The organism is Streptomyces sp. NPDC096136, from assembly GCF_044763325.1.
Taxonomy (GTDB): domain Bacteria; phylum Actinomycetota; class Actinomycetes; order Streptomycetales; family Streptomycetaceae; genus Streptomyces.
In genome coordinates this window covers 26102-49077 of the sequence record NZ_JBIWFZ010000003.1, presented here as the reverse complement: position 1 = coordinate 49077, position 22976 = coordinate 26102, and the positions used below count along the sequence as shown (strand labels likewise).

General features: G+C 69.6%; 17 protein-coding genes and 1 tRNA gene. 3 read left to right on the top strand and 15 right to left on the bottom strand.

The annotated features are described in order from the left end of the window. The first annotated feature begins 228 nt into the window (after positions 1-228). On the top strand, positions 229-2721 hold the full coding sequence (locus ACIRBY_RS06450) for a YfhO family protein (RefSeq protein ID WP_403897016.1): 2493 nt from the start codon (positions 229-231) through the stop codon (positions 2719-2721). Between the two features lie 139 nt (positions 2722-2860). On the opposite strand, the gene ACIRBY_RS06445 is transcribed toward ACIRBY_RS06450, so the two are convergent. From ACIRBY_RS06445 to ACIRBY_RS06400, 10 genes are all read right to left on the bottom strand, one after another. After that, the gene (locus tag ACIRBY_RS06445; protein WP_389610009.1) at positions 2861-6760 is read right to left on the bottom strand and encodes a DNA-directed RNA polymerase subunit beta'; all 3900 of its coding nucleotides are present in this window, start codon (positions 6758-6760) and stop codon (positions 2861-2863) included. 95 nt (positions 6761-6855) lie between these two features. Next, positions 6856-10338 carry a DNA-directed RNA polymerase subunit beta gene (rpoB, locus tag ACIRBY_RS06440; protein ID WP_366450450.1) on the bottom strand — a complete coding sequence of 1161 codons (3483 nt, stop codon included), beginning with the start codon at positions 10336-10338 and terminating at the stop codon, positions 6856-6858. A gap of 588 nt (positions 10339-10926) precedes the next feature. Further along, positions 10927-11310 (bottom strand): 50S ribosomal protein L7/L12, encoded by a 384-nt coding sequence (gene rplL / locus ACIRBY_RS06435; protein ID WP_403897012.1) that lies wholly within the window; start codon positions 11308-11310, stop codon positions 10927-10929. 112 nt (positions 11311-11422) lie between these two features. Continuing rightward, positions 11423-11953, bottom strand: a complete 531-nt coding sequence (gene rplJ, locus ACIRBY_RS06430) for a 50S ribosomal protein L10 (RefSeq protein ID WP_042818555.1) — start codon at positions 11951-11953, stop codon at positions 11423-11425. Between the two features lie 287 nt (positions 11954-12240). Continuing rightward, positions 12241-13149 (bottom strand): LppX_LprAFG lipoprotein, encoded by a 909-nt coding sequence (locus tag ACIRBY_RS06425; RefSeq protein WP_403897008.1) that lies wholly within the window; start codon positions 13147-13149, stop codon positions 12241-12243. Positions 13150-13303: 154 nt separating this feature from the next. Then, a complete protein-coding gene (rplA, locus tag ACIRBY_RS06420; RefSeq protein WP_042818557.1) occupies positions 13304-14032 on the bottom strand; it encodes a 50S ribosomal protein L1 in 729 nt (242 codons plus the stop codon). Positions 14033-14119: 87 nt separating this feature from the next. Next, on the bottom strand, positions 14120-14554 hold the full coding sequence (rplK, locus tag ACIRBY_RS06415; RefSeq protein WP_351878424.1) for a 50S ribosomal protein L11: 435 nt from the start codon (positions 14552-14554) through the stop codon (positions 14120-14122). Positions 14555-14726: 172 nt separating this feature from the next. Continuing rightward, on the bottom strand, positions 14727-15620 hold the full coding sequence (nusG, locus tag ACIRBY_RS06410; RefSeq protein WP_403897003.1) for a transcription termination/antitermination protein NusG: 894 nt from the start codon (positions 15618-15620) through the stop codon (positions 14727-14729). Positions 15621-15704: 84 nt separating this feature from the next. Continuing rightward, the gene (gene secE / locus ACIRBY_RS06405; RefSeq protein ID WP_366450453.1) at positions 15705-15986 is read right to left on the bottom strand and encodes a preprotein translocase subunit SecE; all 282 of its coding nucleotides are present in this window, start codon (positions 15984-15986) and stop codon (positions 15705-15707) included. Positions 15987-16091: 105 nt separating this feature from the next. After that, positions 16092-16164, bottom strand: a tRNA-Trp gene (locus ACIRBY_RS06400). 192 nt (positions 16165-16356) lie between these two features. Between ACIRBY_RS06400 and ACIRBY_RS06395 the strand changes: the two genes are divergently transcribed. Both ACIRBY_RS06395 and ACIRBY_RS06390 read left to right on the top strand, forming a co-directional pair. After that, positions 16357-17583 carry a pyridoxal phosphate-dependent aminotransferase gene (locus ACIRBY_RS06395; RefSeq protein ID WP_403897000.1) on the top strand — a complete coding sequence of 409 codons (1227 nt, stop codon included), beginning with the start codon at positions 16357-16359 and terminating at the stop codon, positions 17581-17583. Positions 17584-17735: 152 nt separating this feature from the next. Next, a complete protein-coding gene (locus ACIRBY_RS06390; protein WP_403896997.1) occupies positions 17736-18755 on the top strand; it encodes an adenosine deaminase in 1020 nt (339 codons plus the stop codon). On the opposite strand, the gene ACIRBY_RS06385 is transcribed toward ACIRBY_RS06390, so the two are convergent. The 5 genes from ACIRBY_RS06385 to ACIRBY_RS06365 form a co-directional block, all read right to left on the bottom strand. Then, a complete protein-coding gene (locus ACIRBY_RS06385; protein ID WP_403896994.1) occupies positions 18745-19161 on the bottom strand; it encodes a hypothetical protein in 417 nt (138 codons plus the stop codon). The two genes, ACIRBY_RS06390 and ACIRBY_RS06385, sit on opposite strands and share 11 nt — an antisense overlap. A 1-nt stretch (position 19162) precedes the next feature. Next, positions 19163-20263, bottom strand: a complete 1101-nt coding sequence (locus tag ACIRBY_RS06380) for a UDP-N-acetylmuramate dehydrogenase (protein ID WP_403896991.1) — start codon at positions 20261-20263, stop codon at positions 19163-19165. After that, the gene (locus tag ACIRBY_RS06375) at positions 20264-20683 is read right to left on the bottom strand and encodes a DUF3291 domain-containing protein (protein ID WP_403896988.1); all 420 of its coding nucleotides are present in this window, start codon (positions 20681-20683) and stop codon (positions 20264-20266) included. 122 nt (positions 20684-20805) lie between these two features. Continuing rightward, the gene (locus ACIRBY_RS06370; RefSeq protein WP_403896985.1) at positions 20806-22233 is read right to left on the bottom strand and encodes an MFS transporter; all 1428 of its coding nucleotides are present in this window, start codon (positions 22231-22233) and stop codon (positions 20806-20808) included. Between the two features lie 84 nt (positions 22234-22317). Further along, complete coding sequence (locus tag ACIRBY_RS06365; RefSeq protein ID WP_403896983.1) at positions 22318-22908, bottom strand: TetR/AcrR family transcriptional regulator; 591 nt, start codon at positions 22906-22908, stop codon at positions 22318-22320. Positions 22909-22976 lie beyond the last annotated feature (68 nt).

The following is a 22976-nucleotide window of genomic DNA, read 5'->3' as shown; positions in this document are numbered from 1 at the left end:
ACCCCAGGCACAAGGTCTGAGCGTACCCACCGCATCCACTCCGGTCAAAACATAAGCCTCGACGCCGCCGCCCGCACGGCCGCGCAGCTCAGGCGCCCCTTGGGTGTGGGGCCCCCGAGCCGGGGCGGCCTCGCGGAGGTCACACGGGCGTGGTAGTGCGGGCGAACTACACTGCCAGCGAATCCCAGCGAGTCAGTTCAAAAACGTACGAGCGCCAGGAGCAGGACATTGGGGACGGTCACCTCGGAGCCGACGACGGCGGCAGCCCCGCCCCCCGGCGGCGGCCGCGCCCCCGTGGCACGGCGGCGCGCGGCCCTCGCGCGCCTGTACGGGCCCCTGCTGGCCTTCCTCCTCGCCTCGGGCGCCTTCTGCGCGGCCTGGGCGGCCCGCGGCAGCTTCCCCTTCGGCAACACCGGCCGGGCCATCAACGACCAGGCCAACCAGTACGTGCCCTTCCACCGCGCCCTGTGGGACCTGGTCCACGGCCAGGCCGCCGGCGACGTCCTGTTCAGCTGGCGCGGGGGCTTCGGTCAGCAGTTCCTGTCCGACTACTACACGTATCTGGGCAACCCCTTCTCGTGGCTGGCCGTACTGGTCCCCCGGGCCCACGTGGACCTGGCCGTCTTCCTGATCACCCCGGTCACGTTGGGCGCGGCGGCCGCCCTGATGACGGTCTACCTCGGCAGGCTCCAGAGCGGGCCGTGGTGGCAGCGCGGCGTCCTCGGCGCCTGCTACGGGCTGTGCGGCTGGGCCCTCAGCGACGCCTCGTACATCCCGATGTGGCTGTGGGGCCTGGTGGCCCTCCCCCTCCTCGGCATCGCCGTCGAGTGGTGCCTGGAGGGCCGGCGCTGGCCGGGAGCGGCGCTCCTGGTGGCGCTCGCCTGGTACGGGAACTTCTACACGGCGATGATGGCCACGATGGCCGCCTGCGTGCTGCTGGCCGTCCGGATGCTCACCCTCGACATGGCGGGCGCCCAGCGCCTGCGGGCCCTGTGGCGCGCGGCCACCGCCGCCGGGACGGGCATCCTCCTGACCCTGCCGCTCCTCCTGCCGTCGTTCCTCTCCAGCGGCGCCTCGCAGCCCACGAAGGCCGCGGCCTTCGACCCCGTGCGCGTCGACGTCTTCCTGGCGGGCATGCTCCCGGCCACCCACCTGTGGGGCGGCCGGCCGCGCCTGTACGTGGCCTCGCTGGGGCTGATCCTGGCGGGCGCCTTCCTGCTGAACACCCGGATCGCCGGCCGGACCCGTCTGGTCTGGGCGGCGGCCACCCTCCTCGTCCTGGTCTCCTTCCAGTTCCCGCCGACCCAGTACGTGTGGCACGGGCTGGCGGTGCCGAACGGCAACCCGTACCGCGAGACGTTCGTGTTCAGCGGGATGGTCGTGGTCCTGGCCTGGCTGGCCCTGGCCAACCGGCCCCGCCCGCCGCACCTGGCCGCCGCCGCCGGCCTGCTGGTCGCGGCCGCCTTCGTCCTGCGCCACACCAACGACTTCGGCGGCTGGACCTGGCCGGCCGTCCTGGGCGGCGGCGCGCTCTCCCTGCTGGCCCTGACCCTGCTGTCCCTGGGCGAGAAGCGGCGCTTCCTCGTCCCCCTCGCCGCGGTCCTCATGATCGGCGTGGTCTTCGCCGAATCGACGGTCGCGGCGGCCAACGCGGACGCCCGCCGCTCCCGCGAGCGCTGGGCGGCGCCCGCCCCGACCTCCAACCGCTCGATCACGAACCACTTCGAGGCGGTCCGCCGGGTGGACGGCTGGCCCGCCTACCGGACGGACTCGGGCGCGCCGCAGACCTCGTACAACGACGCCCTGGCGCTTCGGGCGGAGGGCCCGCAGTACTACAGCAGCTACCTCCCGGAGGCCACGTACAAGGCCCTGGAGCCCCTGGGGTACGGCTACAAGAACGACGGCCGGACCTTCTTCGGCGCCGACAACCCGGTCCTCGACGCGATCTTCTCGATCGGTGCCCGGGTCCGCCCGGGCACCGCCCCCGGCACCTGGACGGCGACGAAGCAGCCGGCCCCGCCCCTGGTCACCCTGCGCACGGCCCCGTACACCTCCCCCAACCCCCCGGTCAGTGTCTACGCCCGCCAGGAGAACGTCCTGGGCGCGACGGTCTACGAGGTCCCGCAGACCACCCGCACGGGCACGCCGGCCTCCCAGACCTACACGGCCGCCTGCACCCCGGGCGCGGAGGCCTACTGGTACTCCCCCGCCCTCTACGGCACCCTCCGCGCCGGCGACCGCACCCTCCCCCTGGAGGACCGGATGAGCGGGGTCCTCCCCCTGGGCCCGGTCCCCGCGTCGGGCTCGGTCACCGCCACGGTCGAGACCCGCACCGAGAACGCCACGGCCGGCCCCCACCCGATCGGCTGCCTGAACCGCACGGCCCTGGACACCCGCGTCCGGGACCTGGGCACCACCATGGGCGCCACCGCGGTCCGCGTCGGCGGCCACACGATCGAGGCCACCCTCCCGGCGACCGCCACCGGCACCGCCGTCTTCGCGATGACGGACATCCCGGGCTGGCAGTGCTCGGCCCCCACGACGGACTTCCACGGCCTCCTGGCCGTCCCCCTCACCCCGGGCACCCGCCACCTCTCCTGCACCTACACCCCCAAGGGCCTCACCCCGGGCCTCGCAGCGGCCACCCTCGCCCTCCTGACCCTCACCTCGGTCACCACAGCCGGCCACCTCCGCCGCCGCCGCGAGCGCGGGGCCCGCTAGCCCCCGTACGACGAAGAGGACCGGCCGGAGCCCCAAGGCTCCGGCCGGTCCTCTTCGTGCTGCCCGGGGAGCCCCCGGGAACGCCGCAGGGCGGCCACCCTGTCGGGTGACCGCCCTGCGGTTACTGCGTGTGCTCGACTCAGCCGTTGTACGGGCCGTAGTCGTAGTCCTCCAGCGGGACAGCCTGGCCGGAGCCGGTGCCGAAGGGGGAGTAGTCGATGTCGTCGTAGCCGACGGCCGAGTACATCGCGGCCTTGGCCTCCTCGGTCGGCTCGACCCGGATGTTGCGGTAGCGGGACAGACCCGTACCGGCCGGGATGAGCTTACCGATGATGACGTTCTCCTTGAGGCCGATGAGGCTGTCGGACTTGGCGTTGATCGCCGCGTCCGTCAGGACTCGGGTCGTCTCCTGGAAGGAGGCGGCCGACAGCCAGGACTCCGTCGCCAGCGAGGCCTTGGTGATACCCATCAGCTGCGGACGGCCGGAGGCGGGGTGACCGCCCTCGGTGACCACACGACGGTTCTCGGTCTCGAAGCGGGAGCGCTCGACGAGCTCGCCCGGGAGGAGCTCCGCGTCGCCGGACTCGATGATCGTCACGCGGCGCAGCATCTGCCGGATGATGATCTCGATGTGCTTGTCGTGGATCGACACGCCCTGCGAGTTGTAGACCTTCTGGACTTCGCCGACCAGGTGGACCTGGACGGCACGCTGGCCGAGGATGCGCAGCACGTCGTGCGGGTTGGTGGCACCCATGGTGAGCTTCTGGCCCACCTCGACGTGGTCGCCCTCGTGCACGATGACCTTGGCGCGCTTGGAGATCGGGAAGGCCGTCTCCTCGCTGCCGTCGTCGGGCGTGATGACGATCTTCTTCGTCTTCTCGGTCTCCTCGATCCGCACGCGGCCGGCGGCCTCGGAGATCGGGGCGACACCCTTCGGGGTACGGGCCTCGAAGAGCTCGACGACACGCGGCAGACCCTGCGTGATGTCGTCACCGGCCACACCACCGGTGTGGAAGGTACGCATCGTCAGCTGGGTACCGGGCTCACCGATGGACTGGGCGGCGATGATGCCGACCGCCTCACCGATGTCGACCAGCTTGCCGGTGGCCAGCGAGCGGCCGTAGCAGAAGGCACAGGTGCCGACGGCGGACTCACAGGTCAGGACCGAGCGGGTCTTGACCTCCTCGACGCCGTTCGCGATGAGGGCGTCGATGAGCACGTCACCGAGGTCCACGTTCGCCGGCGCGATGACCTTGCCGTCGATGACGACGTCCTCGGCCAGCATGCGGGCGTACACGGAGGTCTCGACGTCGTCCGCCTTGCGGAGGACACCCGCCTCGTCCTTGGTGCCGATCTTGAGCTTGAGGCCGCGCTCGGTGCCGCAGTCCTCCTCGCGGATGATGACGTCCTGCGAGACGTCCACCAGACGACGGGTGAGGTAACCCGAGTCGGCGGTACGCAGGGCGGTGTCCGCCAGACCCTTACGGGCACCGTGCGTGGAGATGAAGTACTCCAGAACGGTGAGGCCCTCACGGAAGGACGCCTTGATCGGACGCGGGATGGTCTCGTTCTTCGCGTTCGACACCAGACCACGCATACCGGCGATCTGTCGCATCTGCATCATGTTTCCTCGGGCACCCGAGTCAACCATCATGAAGATGGGGTTGGTCTTGGGGAAGTTCGCGTTCATCGCCTCGGCGACCTCGTTGGTCGCCTTGGTCCAGATCGCGATGAGCTCCTGCGTGCGCTCGTCCTTGGTGATCAGACCGCGCTCGTACTGCTTCTGGACCTTCTCGTCCATCGCCTCGTAGCCCGCGACGATGGCCTTCTTGGCCTCGGGCACGACGACGTCGGAGATGGCCACGGTGACGCCCGAACGGGTCGCCCAGTGGAAGCCGGCCGCCTTCAGGTTGTCGAGCGTCGCCGCCACGATCACCTTGGGGTAGCGCTCCGCCAGGTCGTTGACGATCTCGGAGAGCTGCTTCTTGCCCACCGAGTAGTCGACGAACGGGTAGTCCTCGGGCAGCAGCTCGTTGAAGAGCGCACGGCCCAGGGTCGTCTTCAGACGGAAGCTGTCGCCCGGCTGGAACTCCTGCTCGCCCTCTTCGGCGACCGGCGCCACCCAGCCGCGCGGCGGGATGGTGCCCACCGGGAAGCGGATGTCGACGGACGACTGCAGCGCGAGCTCGCCGGCGTCGAACGCCATGATCGCCTCGGCGGTCGAGCCGAACGCGCGGCCCTCGCCCTTGACGTCACGGAGCTCACCGTCGGTGGTCAGGAAGAACAGACCCAGGACCATGTCCTGCGTCGGCATCGTGACCGGACGGCCGTCGGCCGGCTTGAGGATGTTGTTCGAGGACAGCATCAGGATGCGGGCCTCGGCCTGCGCCTCCGCGGAGAGCGGCAGGTGGACGGCCATCTGGTCACCGTCGAAGTCCGCGTTGAACGCGGTGCAGACGAGCGGGTGGATCTGGATGGCCTTGCCTTCGACCAGCTGGGGCTCGAAGGCCTGGATGCCGAGGCGGTGCAGCGTGGGCGCACGGTTCAGCAGGACCGGGTGCTCGGCGATGACCTCTTCGAGCACGTCGTACACGACCGTGCGGCCGCGCTCGACCATGCGCTTCGCCGACTTGATGTTCTGCGCGTGGTTCAGGTCGACCAGGCGCTTCATCACGAACGGCTTGAAGAGCTCCAGCGCCATCGCCTTCGGCAGACCGCACTGGTGCAGCTTCAGCTGCGGACCGACGACGATCACGGAACGCGCGGAGTAGTCCACGCGCTTGCCGAGGAGGTTCTGACGGAATCGACCCTGCTTGCCCTTGAGCATGTCGCTCAGGGACTTCAGCGGGCGGTTGCCGGGACCGGTGACCGGGCGACCGCGACGACCGTTGTCGAAGAGGGCGTCCACGGCCTCCTGGAGCATGCGCTTCTCGTTGTTCACGATGATCTCGGGGGCACCGAGGTCGAGAAGGCGCTTCAGGCGGTTGTTGCGGTTGATGACGCGGCGGTACAGGTCGTTCAGGTCGGAGGTCGCGAAGCGGCCACCGTCGAGCTGCACCATCGGACGCAGGTCCGGCGGGATGACCGGGACGCAGTCCAGGACCATGCCCTTGGGGCTGTTGCTGGTCTGCAGGAACGCGGAGACGACCTTGAGGCGCTTGAGCGCACGGGTCTTCTTCTGGCCCTTGCCGGTGCGGATGATCTCGCGGAGGCGCTCGGCCTCCTCCTCCAGGTCGAAGGACTCCAGGCGCTTCTGCAGCGCCGCGGCACCCATCGAGCCGTCGAAGTACGTGCCGAAGCGGTCACGCAGCTCGCGGTAGAGGAGCTCGTCGCCCTCGAGGTCCTGGACCTTGAGGTTCTTGAAGCGGTTCCACACCTCGTCGAGGCGGTCGATCTCGCGCTGGGCGCGGTCGCGGAGCTGCTTCATCTCGCGCTCGGCGCCCTCGCGCACCTTGCGGCGCACGTCGGCCTTGGCGCCCTCGGCCTCGAGCTCGGCCAGGTCGCTCTCGAGCTTCTTGGCGCGGCCTTCGAGGTCGGCGTCGCGGCGGTTCTCGATCTGCTGGCGCTCGACGGAGACGTGGGCCTCCAGCGACGGCAGGTCGCGCTGACGGCGCTCGTCGTCGACGAACGTGATCATGTACGCGGCGAAGTAGATGACCTTCTCGAGGTCCTTCGGCGCGAGGTCCAGCAGGTAGCCCAGGCGCGACGGGACGCCCTTGAAGTACCAGATGTGGGTGACGGGAGCGGCGAGCTCGATGTGGCCCATCCGCTCACGGCGCACCTTGGCGCGCGTGACCTCGACGCCACAGCGCTCACAGATGATGCCCTTGAAGCGGACACGCTTGTACTTGCCGCAGTAGCACTCCCAGTCCCGGGTCGGACCGAAGATCTTCTCGCAGAAGAGTCCGTCCTTCTCGGGCTTGAGGGTGCGGTAGTTGATGGTCTCCGGCTTCTTGACCTCGCCGTGCGACCAGGTTCGGATGTCGTCCGCGGTGGCAAGGCCGATCCGCAGCTCGTCGAAGAAGTTGACGTCGAGCACTGTGCGTCAATCCCTCTTTCGGGGTCGAGTCTCAATCATGGTCTGAACGGTCCCGGGGCGGCCGGGGGATCGATCGGATCCCCCGGCCAGGCCCGTCAGACCTCTTCGACGCTGCTCGGCTCGCGCCGGGACAGGTCGATACCGAGCTCCTCCGCCGCGCGGAAGACGTCCTCGTCGGTGTCGCGCATCTCGATGGACATGCCGTCCGAGGACAGCACCTCCACGTTGAGGCAGAGCGACTGCATTTCCTTGATGAGCACCTTGAAGGACTCGGGAATGCCCGGCTCGGGGATGTTCTCGCCCTTGACGATGGCCTCGTAGACCTTCACGCGGCCGGTCACGTCGTCGGACTTGATCGTCAGGAGTTCCTGGAGCGCGTACGCGGCGCCGTATGCCTCAAGCGCCCACACCTCCATCTCACCGAAGCGCTGACCACCGAACTGCGCCTTACCACCCAGCGGCTGCTGCGTGATCATCGAGTACGGACCGGTCGAACGGGCGTGGAGCTTGTCGTCGACCAGGTGGTGCAGCTTGAGGATGTACATGTACCCGACCGAGATCGGGTCCGGGAACGGCTCGCCGGAGCGGCCGTCGAACAGGCGCGCCTTGCCGGTCGGGAGCACCATGCGCTCGCCGTCGCGGTTCGGGATGGTGTGCTGGAGCAGGCCGGCCAGCTCGTCCTCGCGCGCACCGTCGAAGACGGGGGTGGCGACGTTGGTGCCGGGGGCGACCTGGTCGGCGCCGATCGCCTGGAGGCGCTGCGCCCACTCGTCCGCGAGGCCGGAGACGTCCCAGCCGCGGCTGGCGAGCCAGCCGAGGTGGATCTCCAGGACCTGTCCCGGGTTCATTCGGGACGGGACACCCAGCGGGTTGAGGATGATGTCGACCGGGGTGCCGTCCTCGAGGAAGGGCATGTCCTCGATCGGGAGGATCTTGGAGATGACACCCTTGTTGCCGTGACGGCCGGCGAGCTTGTCACCGTCGGTGATCTTGCGCTTCTGGGCGACGTAGACGCGGACCAGCTGGTTCACGCCCGGGGGAAGCTCGTCGCCCTCCTCGCGGTCGAAGACGCGGACACCGATGACCTTGCCGATCTCACCGTGGGGCACCTTCAGCGAGGTGTCACGGACCTCGCGCGCCTTCTCGCCGAAGATCGCGCGGAGCAGGCGCTCCTCGGGGGTCAGCTCGGTCTCACCCTTCGGGGTGACCTTGCCGACGAGGATGTCACCGGCGACGACGTCCGCACCGATGCGGATGATGCCGCGCTCGTCGAGGTCGGCGAGGACCTCCTCGGAGACGTTCGGGATGTCCCGGGTGATCTCCTCGGGGCCCAGCTTGGTGTCACGGGCGTCGACCTCGTGCTCCTCGATGTGGATCGAGGAGAGGACGTCGTCCTGCACGAGGCGCTGCGACAGGATGATCGCGTCCTCGTAGTTGTGGCCTTCCCACGGCATGAACGCGACGAGCAGGTTCTTGCCGAGGGCCATCTCGCCCTCTTCGGTGGCCGGGCCGTCGGCGAGGACCTGGGCCTCGACGATCCGGTCGCCCTCGTTGACGATGACCTTCTGGTTGACCGAGGTGCCCTGGTTCGAGCGGGAGAACTTGGCGACGCGGTACGTGGTGTACGTGCCGTCGTCGTTGGCGACGGTGATGTAGTCGGCCGAGACCTCCTGGACGACACCGTCCTTCTCCGCCTTGATCGAGTCGCCGGCGTCGACCGCACAGCGGTACTCCATGCCGGTGCCGACGAGCGGGGCCTCCGCCTTGATGAGCGGAACGGCCTGGCGCATCATGTTCGCGCCCATGAGGGCGCGGTTGGCGTCGTCGTGCTCGAGGAAGGGGATCATCGCGGTCGCGACGGACACCATCTGGCGCGGCGAGACGTCCATGTAGTCCACGTCGGACGGCTCGACGTAGTCGACCTCGCCGCCACGCTTGCGGACGAGGACGCGGCCCTCGGTGAAGCGCATGTCGTCGTCGAGGCGGGCGTTCGCCTGGGCGATGACGAAGCGGTCTTCCTCGTCGGCGGTGACGTAGTCGACCTCGTCGGTGACGACACCCTCGACGACCTTGCGGTACGGGGTCTCGATGAAACCGAACGGGTTGATGCGGCCGTAGGAGGCGAGCGAGCCGATCAGACCGATGTTCGGGCCTTCGGGCGTCTCGATCGGGCACATGCGGCCGTAGTGCGACGGGTGGACGTCACGGACCTCGAAGCCGGCCCGCTCACGGGACAGACCACCCGGGCCGAGGGCGTTGAGACGACGCTTGTGCGTCAGGCCCGACAGCGGGTTGTTCTGGTCCATGAACTGCGACAGCTGGCTGGTGCCGAAGAACTCCTTGATGGAGGCGACGACCGGCCGGATGTTGATCAGGGTCTGCGGCGTGATCGCCTCGACGTCCTGGGTGGTCATGCGCTCGCGCACGACGCGCTCCATACGGGCGAGACCCGTACGGACCTGGTTCTGGATGAGCTCGCCGACGTTGCGGATACGACGGTTGCCGAAGTGGTCGATGTCGTCGGTCTCGACGACGATCTCCCGGCCGGACTCGCCGACGGTCTCGGTCTCGCCCGCGTGGAGCTTCACGAGGTACTTGATCGTCGCGATGATGTCGTCGGTGGTGAGCACACCGGCGTCGAGCGGCTCGTCGGCGCCGAGCTTCTTGTTCACCTTGTAGCGGCCGACCTTCGCGAGGTCGTAGCGCTTCGGGTTGAAGTAGAGGTTCTCGAGCAGCGTCTGGGCGGCCTCGCGGGTCGGCGGCTCGCCCGGGCGCAGCTTGCGGTAGATGTCGAGCAGCGCGTCGTCCTGGCCCTGGGTGTGGTCCTTCTCCAGGGTGGCGCGCATGGACTCGTACTCGCCGAACTCCTCGAGGATCTGCTCGGTGGTCCAGCCGAGGGCCTTGAGGAGGACGGTGACGGACTGCTTGCGCTTGCGGTCGATGCGGACGCCGACCATGTCGCGCTTGTCGACCTCCATCTCCAGCCAGGCACCCCGGGAGGGGATGATCTTGGCGGAGAAGATGTCCTTGTCGGACGTCTTGTCGATGGAGGAGTCGAAGTAGACACCCGGGGAACGGACGAGCTGCGACACGACGACGCGCTCGGTGCCGTTGATGACGAAGGTGCCCTTGTTGGTCATGAGCGGGAAGTCGCCCATGAAGACCGTCTGAGACTTGATCTCACCGGTCTCGTTGTTCGTGAACTCGGCCGTGACGAAGAGCGGCGCCGCGTACGTGAAGTCGCGCTCCTTGCACTCGTCGACGGAGTTCTTCGCCGGCTCGAACCGGTGGTCGCGGAACGTCAGCGACATCGACCCGGAGAAGTCCTCGATCGGCGAGATCTCCTCGAAGATCTCTTCCAGACCGGACTTGGTGGGGACGTCCTGTCCACTCTCAAGCGCCGACTCGACGCGAGACTTCCAGGCGGCGTTGCCGAGCAGCCAGTCAAAGCTCTCGGTCTGCAGCGCCAGGAGGTTCGGAACCTCGAGGGGCTCCTTGATCTTTGCAAAGGAGATGCGCAGCGGGGCGGTGCTGGCACCGGTGTTCGTATTGGTCGAGGCGTTGCGCGAGGCGGCCAAGAGGGGGTCCTTCCGAGGGCTCGGACTCACTACGCGCGTACCGGTCCCAGCCGACACAGAAGACAGAGCCTCCCCAGCTGGACTCAAAAGACCAGGTCAGGGCGTATCAATCCGGTGTGCTCGAGCGTGGGCATGCCCCTGGCGACGGGCAGGGGACAGCTAACAGGCAGCGCAAAGGGTCAGTGTAGCCACTTGGCTCACTGATGTCCAGACCAGGTTTCCGGAAACCGGCAACAGGCCCTTCCCCACGTCCTCAACCAACACCGCGTCCTACCAACACCGCGGCCGATGCCGCAGCGCCCGCACACAGAGCGCGTATCAGTACTGCCCTCTTCGTAGTCGATCCATGCCTCGGATCTCGGATCGACCCGGGCGACCTCACGACGGGACTGAGAATTGCGCGCCGCTGGCCGTTCGTCAAGGCCCCGTGCTCCGAGCGGATCATCTCCGGACCCTGCGTCGGGGCAACGATGATCACCCTACTCCCCAACGAGAGCAGGGCAAGTCAGGCACCGCGAATACGCCAAAGGGCGACCACCCTTACGGGTGATCGCCCTTGGTTGAGGCCGTCAGGCGGCCTCAGAGGTGTTACTTGACCTCGACCGAGGCGCCAGCGGCCTTGAGGGCCTCAGCGGCCTTGTCAGCGGCTTCCTTGTTGGCCTTCTCGAGGACCGGCTTCGGGGTGCCGTCGACGAGGTCCTTGGCCTCCTTCAGACCCAGGGAGGTCAGCTCGCGCACGACCTTGATGACCTGGATCTTCTTGTCGCCGGCGCCGGTGAGGATGACGTCGAACTCGTCCTTCTCCTCGACCTCGGCGGCCGGGGCACCCGGGGCGCCCGGGGCGGCAACGGCGACGGCCGCGGCGGCGGTGACGTCGAACTTCTCCTCGAAGGCCTTCACGAACTCGGAGAGCTCGATGAGGGTCATCTCCTCGAACTGGGCGAGGAGGTCTTCCTGAGAGAGCTTCGCCATGATGGGCGATCCTTCCACTAATTCGGCAGGTGCCGAAAATGTCTAGAGAGGCGGGCGTAACGGCCCGCTACGACCCACGCACTAGGCGGCGTGGGTCAGTGCGCGAGCCGAATTACTCGGCACCGCCCTGCTCGGCGAGCTTGACGCGAAGCGCTTCCGCGGTGCGGACGAACTTCGACGGCAGCGCCTGGAAGAGCGAGGCAGCCTGGGACTGCTTGCCCTTGAACGCGCCGGCCAGCTTGCTGAGCAGAACCTCGCGGGACTCGAGGTCCGCAAGCTTCTTGATGTCATCGGCGGACAGCGCCTTGCCATCAAGGACACCGCCCTTGATGATCAGGTTCGGGTTCTCCTTGGCGAAGTCACGAAGACCCTTGGCCGACTCCACCGGGTCACCGGTGATGAAGGCGGCACCCGTCGGACCAGTGAACTGGTCGTCGAGCGAGGTGATCCCGGCGTTGTTCGCCGCAATCTTGGTCAGCGTGTTCTTCACCACGGCGTACTGGGCGTTCTCACCGAGCGAACGACGCAGCGTCTTGAGCTGCTTCACGGTGAGACCCCGGTACTCGGTCAGCACAACGGCGTTCGAGCTGCGGAACTTGTCCTCAAGCTCGGCTACGTCGGCAGCCTTGTCGGGCCTTGCCATAGAGCGTCGGCCTCCTTCCGGGTGATGAGGACCGCTCAGAAGGGGCTGACATACAAAACGCCCCGACGCAGGCGTCAGGGCGTAGCTCAACCGGATGTACATCCAGGAACGATTCCACAGTCACCTGCGCGGGTCGTCCGCAGTAGCGGATCCTTCGGCCGCCGCACCCTCGACGGGCACGGCAACGACCAGCGGTCTTTGGCTTCTGGGGAAGCGTACGCGAAGCATGCGAGCCGGAGCAAATCGTCCCCCGGACCCGCCCCCCGACGGGTCCGGGGGACGGTCCGTCAGCCCTGGCCGGAGCCGCCCTTGGCCGCCTGGCCGAGGTCCAGGACCTGGTCGGCCGGCGGGGCCGCGACGTCGACCGGCTTGTTGTAGTCCAGGAACTTGATCGTCACGTCCATCGGGCCGCTCTTGGCGTCGGCGCGGTTGCGGAACTGCCTGGTGTGGCCGCTCTCGTCGATCCACATGTCCATGTTCACGGTCGTGACGCCCTCGCCCTCCAGCGCCTGGAGGGACTTCTCGCGGCGCTCCCTGGCCCCGGGCGCGGCGGTGGCGAGGGAGGCCCTCATCTGCTCGACGGTGACCGTGCCGGAGACGTGCCGGGTCTTCACCCCGTCGACCGTCTCCTCGCCGACGGTCTTGAGGTCCTTGGCGCCCATCAGGTCGCCGGCGCGGTCGCCCGGGTTCTCCGCGGGGCCGCCGGCGCCCTGCATCCGCTTCGAGGCCGCCGGGTCCGGGTTCCTCGCGTCGAACTTCAGCCACTGGCCCTCGGAGCCCATGTACACGGCGTCGTCGACCACGCGGATCTCCGCCGCCCCCTCCTGGCCCGGCGCCGCCATCTTCACGGACATGGCCGGGGTGGGCTTGAGGCGGACGGAGGTCTCCGCGCTGACCGGCTGGCCCCCGGAGGTGCCGGTCATGGTGTAGCGGAGGGAGGTGATCTCCTCGGAGCTCTTCCTCACCGTCTCCAGGTAGGCCGCCGGCGTCGCCCCGGCCGCCCCCTGGGCGGGCTTGCCGGCCGCGGAGGGCTCCGCGGACCGCGCGGCCCCCGCCGCGGCCCCCTCGTCCTTCTTGCCGCCCTCACAGGCGGTCGTGGCCCCGCCCACGAGCAGTACGGCGGCCAGTGCGGCCATGGCGGTCTTGTTCTTGCGGTGCACGAGCATGGAGTCCCCACCCCTGGTGTGATCGACCAACCGTTCGACCCTACGGTAAAGAGAACGAAAAGTCGTTCCGGATTTCGGTCGCACGGGTCGCGGTCGCCTGGCCGGGCGGAGAACGAAACGGGCCCCTCACCTCCCCGTGGGGGAGGTGAGGGGCCCGTTCAGCCACTCAGGCGAGCCGTGAGGCTCAGACCGCGGCCGGGTCTTCCTCGACGAGGAGGTTCCGGGTGCGGTTGGAGTCCAGCTGGATGCCGGGGCCCATCGTGGTGCTCAGGGCGGCCTTCTTGATGTAGCGGCCCTTGGCGGCGGACGGCTTCAGACGGACGATCTCGTCCAGCGCCGCGGCGTAGTTCTCGACCAGCTGCTCATCGGAGAAGGAGACCTTGCCGATGATGAAGTGCAGGTTCGAGTGCTTGTCGACGCGGAACTCGATCTTGCCACCCTTGATGTCGGTGACAGCCTTGGCGACGTCCATGGTGACGGTGCCGGTCTTCGGGTTCGGCATGAGACCACGCGGACCGAGCACGCGGCCGAGGCGGCCGACCTTGCCCATGAGGTCCGGGGTCGCCACGACGGCGTCGAACTCGTTCAGGCGGTTGCCCTTGGCGATCTCGTTGATCAGCTCGTCGTCGCCGACGATGTCGGCGCCGGCGGCTTCCGCGGCCGCAGCACGGTCACCGGTCGCGAAGACCAGGACCCGGGCGGTCTTACCGGTGCCGTGCGGGAGGTTCACGGTGCCGCGGACCATCTGGTCGGCCTTGCGCGGGTCGACACCCAGGCGGAAGGCAACCTCGACGGTGGCGTCGAACTTGGTGGTGCTGGTCTCCTTGGCGAGACGGACGGCCTCGAGGGGAGCGTAGAGCTTCTCCCGGTCGACCTTGGCGTCCGCAGCGCGGAGAGTCTTGCTGCGCTTCACTTCTGCTCCTGTGTAAGTGCTTCAGGCATGGAGTCGTGGTACGGACCAGCGCTTGGCCCTACCACTGGGGAACTGCGAGGGGCGGGATCAGCCCTCGACCGTGACACCCATCGAACGGGCGGTGCCGGCGATGATCTTCTCCGCGGCGTCCAGGTCGTTCGCGTTGAGGTCGGGCATCTTGATCGTGGCGATCTCGCGGACCTGGTCACGCGTGAGCTTCGCGACCTTGGTCTTGTGCGGCTCGCCGGAGCCCTTCTCGATGCCGGCGTGCTTCAGGATGAGGCGCGCGGCCGGCGGCGTCTTGGTGATGAAGGTGAAGGAGCGGTCCTCGTAGACCGTGATCTCCACCGGCACGACCATGCCACGCTGCGACTCGGTCGCGGCGTTGTAGGCCTTGCAGAACTCCATGATGTTGACGCCGTGCTGACCGAGCGCGGGGCCGACCGGCGGAGCCGGGTTGGCCGCACCGGCCTTGATCTGGAGCTTGATAAGCCCCGTGACCTTCTTCTTCTTGGGAGGCATTGCTCTCTCCGGGTCCTAGTGAGAGTTTTCCAGCCTTCCGTCCGGTCATCCGGATGGAGGCATACCGCACCACGATAACGGGTATCAGTGCGGGGCTAAAAACCGAGCAGGTCAGACCGCCTTTTTCGGGCCGGTCTGACCTGCTTCGGAAGCGTCGCTCAGAAGATCTGGATCAGTTCTTCTGGATCTGGTCGAAGCTCAGCTCGACCGGGGTCTCGCGGCCGAAGATCTCGACGAGGCCCTTGACCTTCTTCGAGTCCGGGTTGATCTCGTTGATCGTCGCCTGGAGCGTCGCGAACGGGCCGTCGGTGACGGTGACCGAGTCGCCGACCTCGAAGTCCAGGACCTCGATGGTGCGCTTGACGGCGGGCGCGGGCAGGCCGGCCTCCTCGGCAGCCTGCTTGGCGGCCTTCTCCTGCGCCTCCGGGGCGAGCATCTTGACGATCTCGTCCAGGGTCAGCGGGTACGGGTCGTACGCGTTGCCGACGAAGCCCGTGACACCGGGGGTGTTGCGGACGACGCCCCAGGACTCGTTCGTCAGGTCCATGCGGACGAGCACGTAGCCGGGCAGCTTGTTCTGCCGGACGTTCTTGCGCTCGCCGTTCTTGATCTGGACGATCTCTTCCTCGGGCACCTCGGCCTGGTAGATGAACTCCTCGACGTTCAGCGAGACGGCGCGCTGCTCCAGGTTCGCCTTCACGCGCTTCTCGTAGCCCGCGTAGGTGTGGATCACGTACCACTCGCCGGGGAGCAGGCGGAGCTCGTCGCGCAGCGCCTGGATCGGGTCGACGGGCTCGGCGGGGGCGGCCTCCTCGGCCTCCTCCTCGGCGGCGGCCTCGACGTCGCCCTCGTCCTCGGCGTCCTCGTCGGCTTCCTCGGCCTCGACCTCGGCGTCGTCCTCGTCGCCCTCGACGTGCAGGGCGGCGTCCTCGGCGGCGATGCCGGCCTCGGCGTCGGCGAGCTCGGCCTCGTCGGGGTCCACAGCGTCTGCCGCCTCGACGATGTCGAGCTCGTCCTCGACGGACTCGACGGAGTCGTGGCTCGCGTTCAGGTTCGGGTCAGACACGGTGGCTGCTTCTTCCTGGATACAAAAGGTGGTGGAACATGCGAAAAGGGGCGGCACCCATCAAGGGGCCGCCCTCCGCGGGGATCAGCCGAAGACGAACTTGATGGCTTCCTGGAATCCATAGTCAATCACGGTCACCAGACCGATCATGATGACCACGAAGACAATCACCACGGTGGTGTACGTCGTGAGCTGGTTTCGAGTGGGCCAGACGACCTTGCGGAGCTCCGCGACGATCTGGCGGTAGAACAGCGCGAGGCGGCCCAGAGGGCCCTTCTTCCCGCGCTTGCCACCCTTGCGGGTCTTCTTCTCGCGCGTGTCGCTGTCGGCGTCAGGCATGTCGATGGAGCCCAGGGCGTCCGTCACGTCTCTCACCTGAATCCGGGTCGTGGCCGTAGCCGCGCCCGGTTGCGCCGCACGGCGTTGCATCGAAATACGTACCTGCGCACACACATCCGAAGGAGTGTGGAGCAGGGCCGGAGGGACTCGAACCCCCAACCGCTGGTTTTGGAGACCAGTGCTCTACCAATTGAGCTACGACCCTTTGCGTTCCCCAACCTACCGCATCCGGACGAGTGCACGGAGTGCTCACGCCCCGGGGCGTTTGGTGAGGACCAACGACAGCAGAGCATACGTGGTCCTGGGCCTGACGTCGAACGGAGAAGATCCGGACGTGCCCCGTCCGGTGACTGAAACGTTGTGCGGGGCCTCCGGAGCGTCTGGGACGATTGGCCGCATGACCTCTGCAACGCCTTCCTCCGAGCGCCGGGTGTCCGCCCGTATCGGCGCCATCTCCGAGTCCGCGACCCTCGCCGTCGACGCCAAGGCCAAGGCCCTCAAGGCCGCCGGGCGCCCGGTGATCGGCTTCGGCGCGGGCGAGCCCGACTTCCCGACCCCGGACTACATCGTCGAGGCGGCGGTCGCGGCCTGCCGCGACCCGAAGTTCCACCGCTACACGCCGGCGGGCGGCCTGCCCGAGCTCAAGAAGGCCATCGCCGCCAAGACGCTGCGCGACTCCGGCTACGAGGTGGACGCGTCCCAGGTCCTGGTGACCAACGGCGGCAAGCAGGCCATCTACGAGGCGTTCGCGGCGATCCTCGACCCGGGCGACGAGGTCATCGTCCCGGCCCCGTACTGGACCACGTACCCGGAGTCGATCCGTCTCGCCGGCGGCGTCCCGGTCGAGGTGGTCGCCGACGAGACCACCGGCTACCGGGTCTCCGTCGAGCAGCTGGAGGCGGCGCGCACCGAACGCACCAAGGTCGTCCTGTTCGTCTCCCCCTCCAACCCGACGGGCGCGGTCTACAGCGAGGCCGACGCGAAGGCGATCGGCGAGTGGGCCGCCGCGCACGGCCTGTGGGTGCTGACCGACGAGATCTACGAGCACCTGGTCTACGGCGACGCGAAGTTCACCTCGCTGCCCGTGCTGGTCCCGGCGCTGCGCGACAAGTGCATCGTGGTCAACGGCGTCGCCAAGACGTACGCGATGACCGGCTGGCGCGTGGGCTGGGTCATCGCCCCGCAGGACGTCATCAAGGCCGCGACGAACCTTCAGTCGCACGCCACCTCCAACGTCTCCAACGTGGCCCAGGTCGCCGCGCTGGCCGCCGTCTCGGGCGACCTCGACGCCGTCGCCGAGATGCGCAAGGCCTTCGACCGCCGCCGCCAGACGATGGTGAAGATGCTCAACGAGATCGACGGCGTCTTCTGCCCGACCCCCGAGGGCGCGTTCTACGCGTACCCGTCGGTCAAGGAGCTGCTCGGCAAGGAGATCCGCGGCAAGCGCCCGCAGACCTCGGTCGAGCTGGCCGCGCTGATCCTGGACGAGGCCGAGGTCGCGGTCGTCCCGGGCGAGGCCTTCGGCACCCCCGGCTACCTGCGCCTGTCCTACGCCCTGGGCGACGAGGACCTGGTCGAGGGCGTGTCCCGGATCCAGAACCTCCTGGCCGAGGCGAAGGCGTAGCCGAGGGCGAAGCGCGAGCGTCCGGCGACCGGAGCGGCGTCACCCGTGGGGGTGGCGCCGCTCCGGCGCGTCCGGGTCGGATTCATGTTCGGGCAATGTCCCGTTCGGGTAATCCCCTGCCAATCGGGTGACCGATACGGCAGGATCACCAGATGGAGCACGTACGCGATCTCACGCTTCTGCCGAAGGCCCATCTGCACCTGCACTTCACCGGCTCGATGCGCCCGTCGACCCTGCTGGAGCTGGCCGACAAGTACGGCGTCCGGCTGCCGGACGCCCTGACCGCCGGGGAGCCGCCCAAGCTCCGCGCCACGGACGAGCGGGGCTGGTTCCGCTTCCAGCGGCTCTACGACGCCGCCCGCTCCTGCCTGCGCGAGCCCGAGGACATCCGGCGCCTGGTCCGCGAGGCCGCCGAGGAGGACGTGCGGGACGGCAGCGGCTGGCTGGAGATCCAGGTGGATCCCACCTCCTACGCCCCGCTGCTCGGCGGCATGATCCCGGCGGTGGAGATCATCCTCGACGCCGTCGACGCGGCCTCCCGCGAGACCGGCCTGGGCATGCGGGTGCTGATCGCCGCCAACCGGATGAAGCACCCCCTCGACGCCCGCACCCTCGCCCGGCTGGCCGTCCGCTACGCCGACCGGGGGATCGTCGGCTTCGGCCTCTCCAACGACGAGCGCCGCGGCATGGCCCGCGACTTCGACCGGGCCTTCGCCATCGCCCGCGAGGGCGGCCTGCTGGCGGCCCCGCACGGCGGCGAGCTCACCGGCCCCTCCTCGGTCCGCGACTGCCTCGACGACCTGCACGCCGCCCGCATCGGGCACGGCGTCCGGGCGGCCGAGGACCCGCGGCTGCTGAAGCGGCTCGCGGACCGGCAGGTCACCTGCGAGGTCTGCCCCGCCTCCAACGTCGCGCTGGGCGTCTACGAGCGGCCCGAGGACGTCCCGCTGCGCACCCTCTTCGAGGCGGGGGTGCCCATGGCGCTGGGCGCCGACGACCCGCTGCTGTTCGGGTCCCGGCTGGCGGCCCAGTACGAGATCGCCCGCCGCCACCACGCCTTCACGGACGCCGAGCTCGCCGAGCTGGCCCGCCAGTCGGTGCGGGGTTCGGCCGCGCCGGAGGAGGTCAAGGCGAAGCTGCTCGACGGGATCGACCACTGGCTCAGCGGGTGAGCCGCAGGTCCCCCTGGTGGCAGTCGGCCCGTACCCGGTGACCGTCGGGGAAGCCGATCTCCAGGTGGGTGCGGCCCTGCTCGGGCAGGGCGAACTCGGCGACCGATTCGACGGTCTGGCCGAGGTGGCGCAGGAAGGGGTGCTCCCCGAGGTCCTCGCCGACCTCGACCCGGCCCCACTCCCCCATGTCGTACGGGTCGTGGGGCGGGGCGCACTCGACGATGAGGCAGTGGTCGGACCCGGTGGTGATGCGGGTGGACTCGCCGGCGCTGTCGATCAGCCAGACGTCGAGCGGGGCCTCGGAGCGTTCGCCCTCGCAGATGTGCCAGGACGCGACGACCCTGCTGATCTGGCGTCCCACCAGGCGTGTGGGGTCCGTGCCGGCCCCGTGCAGGGGGCAGTTCATGTCAGATGCGGACGCCGACCGTCACCGGCTCGTTGACGAGGGTGACGCCGAAGGCCGCGTGGACCCCGGCGACGACCTCGCGGGCCAGGGCCAGCAGGTCCTCGGTGGTGGCCTCGCCGCGGTTGGTGAGGGCGAGGGTGTGCTTGGTGGAGATGCGGGCGGGGCCGGTGCCGTAGCCCTTGGTGAAGCCGGCCTTGTCGATCAGCCACGCCGCGCTGGTCTTCGTACGGCCCTCGCCGGCCGGGTAGGCGGGCGGGGCGGTGTCGGGGCCGAGGCGGTCCTGGGCGCGGGCGAGGAAGGCGGCGTAGGCCTCGTCGGTCAGGATCGGGTTGTGGAAGAAGGAGCCGGCGGACCAGGTGTCGTGGTCGGCGGGGTCGAGGACCATGCCCTTGCCGGCGCGCAGGCGCAGGACGGTCTCGCGGGCGGTGGCGGCCGGGACGCGGTCCCCGGCCTCGACGCCGAGGGCGCGGGCCGTCTCGGGGTACTTGATGGGCGCGGAGAGGCCGCCCGCGTCCTCCAGGGCGAAGCGCACGCGCAGGACGACGTAGCGGTCGGGCTGGTCCTTGAAGAGGCTGTGGCGGTACCGGAAGGCGCACTCGGCGGCGGTCAGGGTGACGGTCTCGCCGGTGGTGCGGTCGTAGGCGACGACCTCGGTGATGGTGTCGCACACCTCCTGGCCGTACGCCCCGACGTTCTGGATCGGGGTGGCGCCGGCGGAGCCCGGGATCCCGGCGAGGCACTCGATGCCCGCGAGGCCGGCCTCGACGGTGCGGGCGACGGCGTCGCTCCAGTTCTCGCCGGCGGCGAGCTCCAGGGTGGTGCCGTCGAGGGCGAAGCCGGTGGTGGCGATGCGCAGGGCGGTGCCGGCGAAGCCCTCGTCGCCGATGACGAGGTTGCTGCCGCCGCCGATGACCAGGAGCGGGGTGCCGCTCGCGTCCGCGGCGCGGACGGTTTCGACGACCTCGGCGTCGGTGGTCGCGGTGACCAGCCGGGTCGCGGGGCCGCCGAGGCGGAAGGTGGTCAGCGGGGCGAGGGGGGCGTCGTGGAGTTCCTGCACGTGGACAAGAGTACGGTCCGTCCCCCTCGCATCCCGGCGGGGCACTCAGTGGCCCTGCTTCGGCTCGTCCTGCCGGGCGCTCTCGGCGGCCAGGCGCCGCTCGGCCTCGGCCCAGGTGAGGGGCAGTCGGGCGGCGGGGGCGGTCCAGAAGGTGAAGGCGGATTCCTTCGTGTACGCGGCGGCGGCGCGGGCGCTGGAGCGGTGGGGCTCGCTGCGGGCGAAGCGGTGGAGGGCGTCACGGTCCTCCCAGGCGGAGAGGGTGAGGAAGGTGCGGCGCAGGACGCGGGCCCGGAGGGCGGCGCCGTGGGCGCCGGGGGCCCTGCGGACCTGGGCGATGATGCCGGGCGCCTTGAGGAGGAACCTGAGGGCGCCGGTCAGGGTGGCGGTCTCGAAGCGGGAGGCCATGACGTAGACCTCGGCGTCGGGGGCGGGCGCGGTGGGCGTGGTCCAGGGGATGTCGGGCATGACGGGGTCTCCTTCGCGCGGGGCGGGACGGCCGGGGCGGGACGGGACGGGCAGGACGGGGCGGCCGGGGCGGCACGGGACGGGGCTGGACGGACGGGACGGGCCGGACAGGCCGGGGCGGATCAGCCGGCGTGGGCCGGGGCGGGCTCGGGGGCGGCCGCGGGGGCGGGGTCGGCCTTCGTCCGGCGCGGGACGAGCAAGGCCAGGGCGGCGGCCAGGGCGACGGCGGCGGCGCCGATCCACAGGGCGGGGACGGTGCCGTCGGTGAAGGCCTGCGGGGTCTCGTAGCCGCCGCGGGAGGAGAAGACGGAGGCGAGGACGGCCACGCCGAGGGCGCCGCCGACCTCCCGCAGGGCGTTGTTGGTGCCGGAGGCCTTGCCCTGGTCGCCGGGGACCACGGTGGACATCAGCACGTGGCCGGCCGGGGCGAAGTACAGGGACATCCCGATCCCGCTGAGGACCAGGGCGGGCAGCTGGGCGGCGTAGGAGACGCCGGGGGTCAGGACGAGGGCGAACCAGGCCAGGCCGAGGGCCTGGAGGGTCAGTCCCGCGACGACGACGGGGCGGCCGCCGATCCGGTCGGAGAGCATCCCGGCGAGCGGGGCGACGACGATGCCCATGCCGGTCCAGGGGAGCATGCGCAGGCCGGCCTCGGTCGGCGAGTAGCCGGCGACGCCCTGGAGGAACTGGCTGAGCAGGAAGATCGACCCGAACATGCCGAGGTACATCAGCAGGCCGGCCAGATTGATCCCGAAGAAGCCCCGGTGGCGGAAGAGGCGCATGGGCAGGATGGGGTTGGCGTTGCGGAAGCCGTGGTGGACGAAGCCGCCGACGAGGGCGCTGCCGGCGATGAGGCCGGTGAGGACGGGGGCGCTGGTCCAGCCGTGGGCGTTGGCGTTGACCAGGCCGTAGACGATGCCGAAGAGGCCGCCGCTGACGAGGAGGGTGCCGGGGACGTCGAGGCGGGCGTCCGGGGCGGTGGATTCGGCGAGGCGCAGGCGGGCGAGCGGGATCAGGGCCAGCCCGACGGGCACGTTCAGCCAGAAGATCCACTGCCAGGAGACGTGCTCGGTGAGGCTGCCGCCGATGAGGGGGCCGCTGGCGACGGCCAGGCCGGTGACGGCCCCGTAGATCCCGAGGGCCGCGCCGCGGCGGGCGGCCGGGACGGCGGCGGTGAGCAGGGTGAGGCTGAGCGGCATCATGACCGCCGCGCCGGCGCCCTGGACGGCGCGGGCGGCGATGAGCTGGCCTATGCCGGGCGAGAGGGCCGCGGCGGCGGAGGCGCCGCTGAAGAGGGCGAGGCCGGCGGTGAAGAGCCGGCGGCGGCCGAAGCGGTCGCCGAGGGCGGAGCCGAACAGCAGCAGGACGGCGAAGGTGAGCGTGTAGGCGTTCACCGTCCACTCCAGGTCCTCCAGCTTCCCGCCGAGGTCGGCGCGGACGGCGGGGAGGGCGGTGGTGACGACGAGGTTGTCGAGGGCGGCCATGAAGCCCGCGGCGCCGGTGAGGACGAGGGCCCAGACCGCGGACGGCCCGAGTTTCTGCTGGGTCATGCTTCCCCCTGGGAGAGTTTTGTTAGTTATTGCTGACTAACTTTCGAGGGCAGACGGACGCGGGGCCGCGCTCGGCCCCGCACCTCACACCGCGCGGTCGCCGGCCGGGCCGCGCACCGAGCCGGCCGCCTTGTCGACGCCGCCCGGGAAGCCGTTCCAGATCCGGTGGCCGGACGGGAACCCCATGGCGGACAGGGTGTTGATCAGCATCCCCTGCGCCATGAAGGCGGTGGTCTCGCCGACGTCGCCGAGCGGGATCCCGACGGTGTCCCACAGCTCCAGCCAGCCGGCCCGCACGAGCTCGCCGAGCTCGTGGTCCCCGGCGGCCTCGGCGGCGGCCACGGTGACGTACATCTGGAGCTGCATCTGGAGCATCGCCGGATCCTCGGCGATCAGCCGGATGTAGGCCTCGCCCATGGCGGCGCGGGCCTCCTCGCCGTGCAGCCCTTCGGCGGCCTCGGCGAAGACCCTGCGGGTGCTCTCCAGGCACCGCCCGGCGGCGGCCAGGAAGATGGCCTTCTTGCCCGGGAAGAGGCGGAAGAGGTAGGGCTGCGAGACCCCGACGCGCTTGGCGATCGCCTCGGTGGAGGTCCCGTGGTAGCCGCCGCGCGCGAACTCGTGGATCGCGGCACGGATGACGCTCTCGCGCCGCTCGTCCGCACTCATCCTTGCCATGCATAGAAAGTTAGTACTCAATCACTAACTTGGTCAAGGGGGTGCGTCCTGGGGAACGGGCGGAGGGG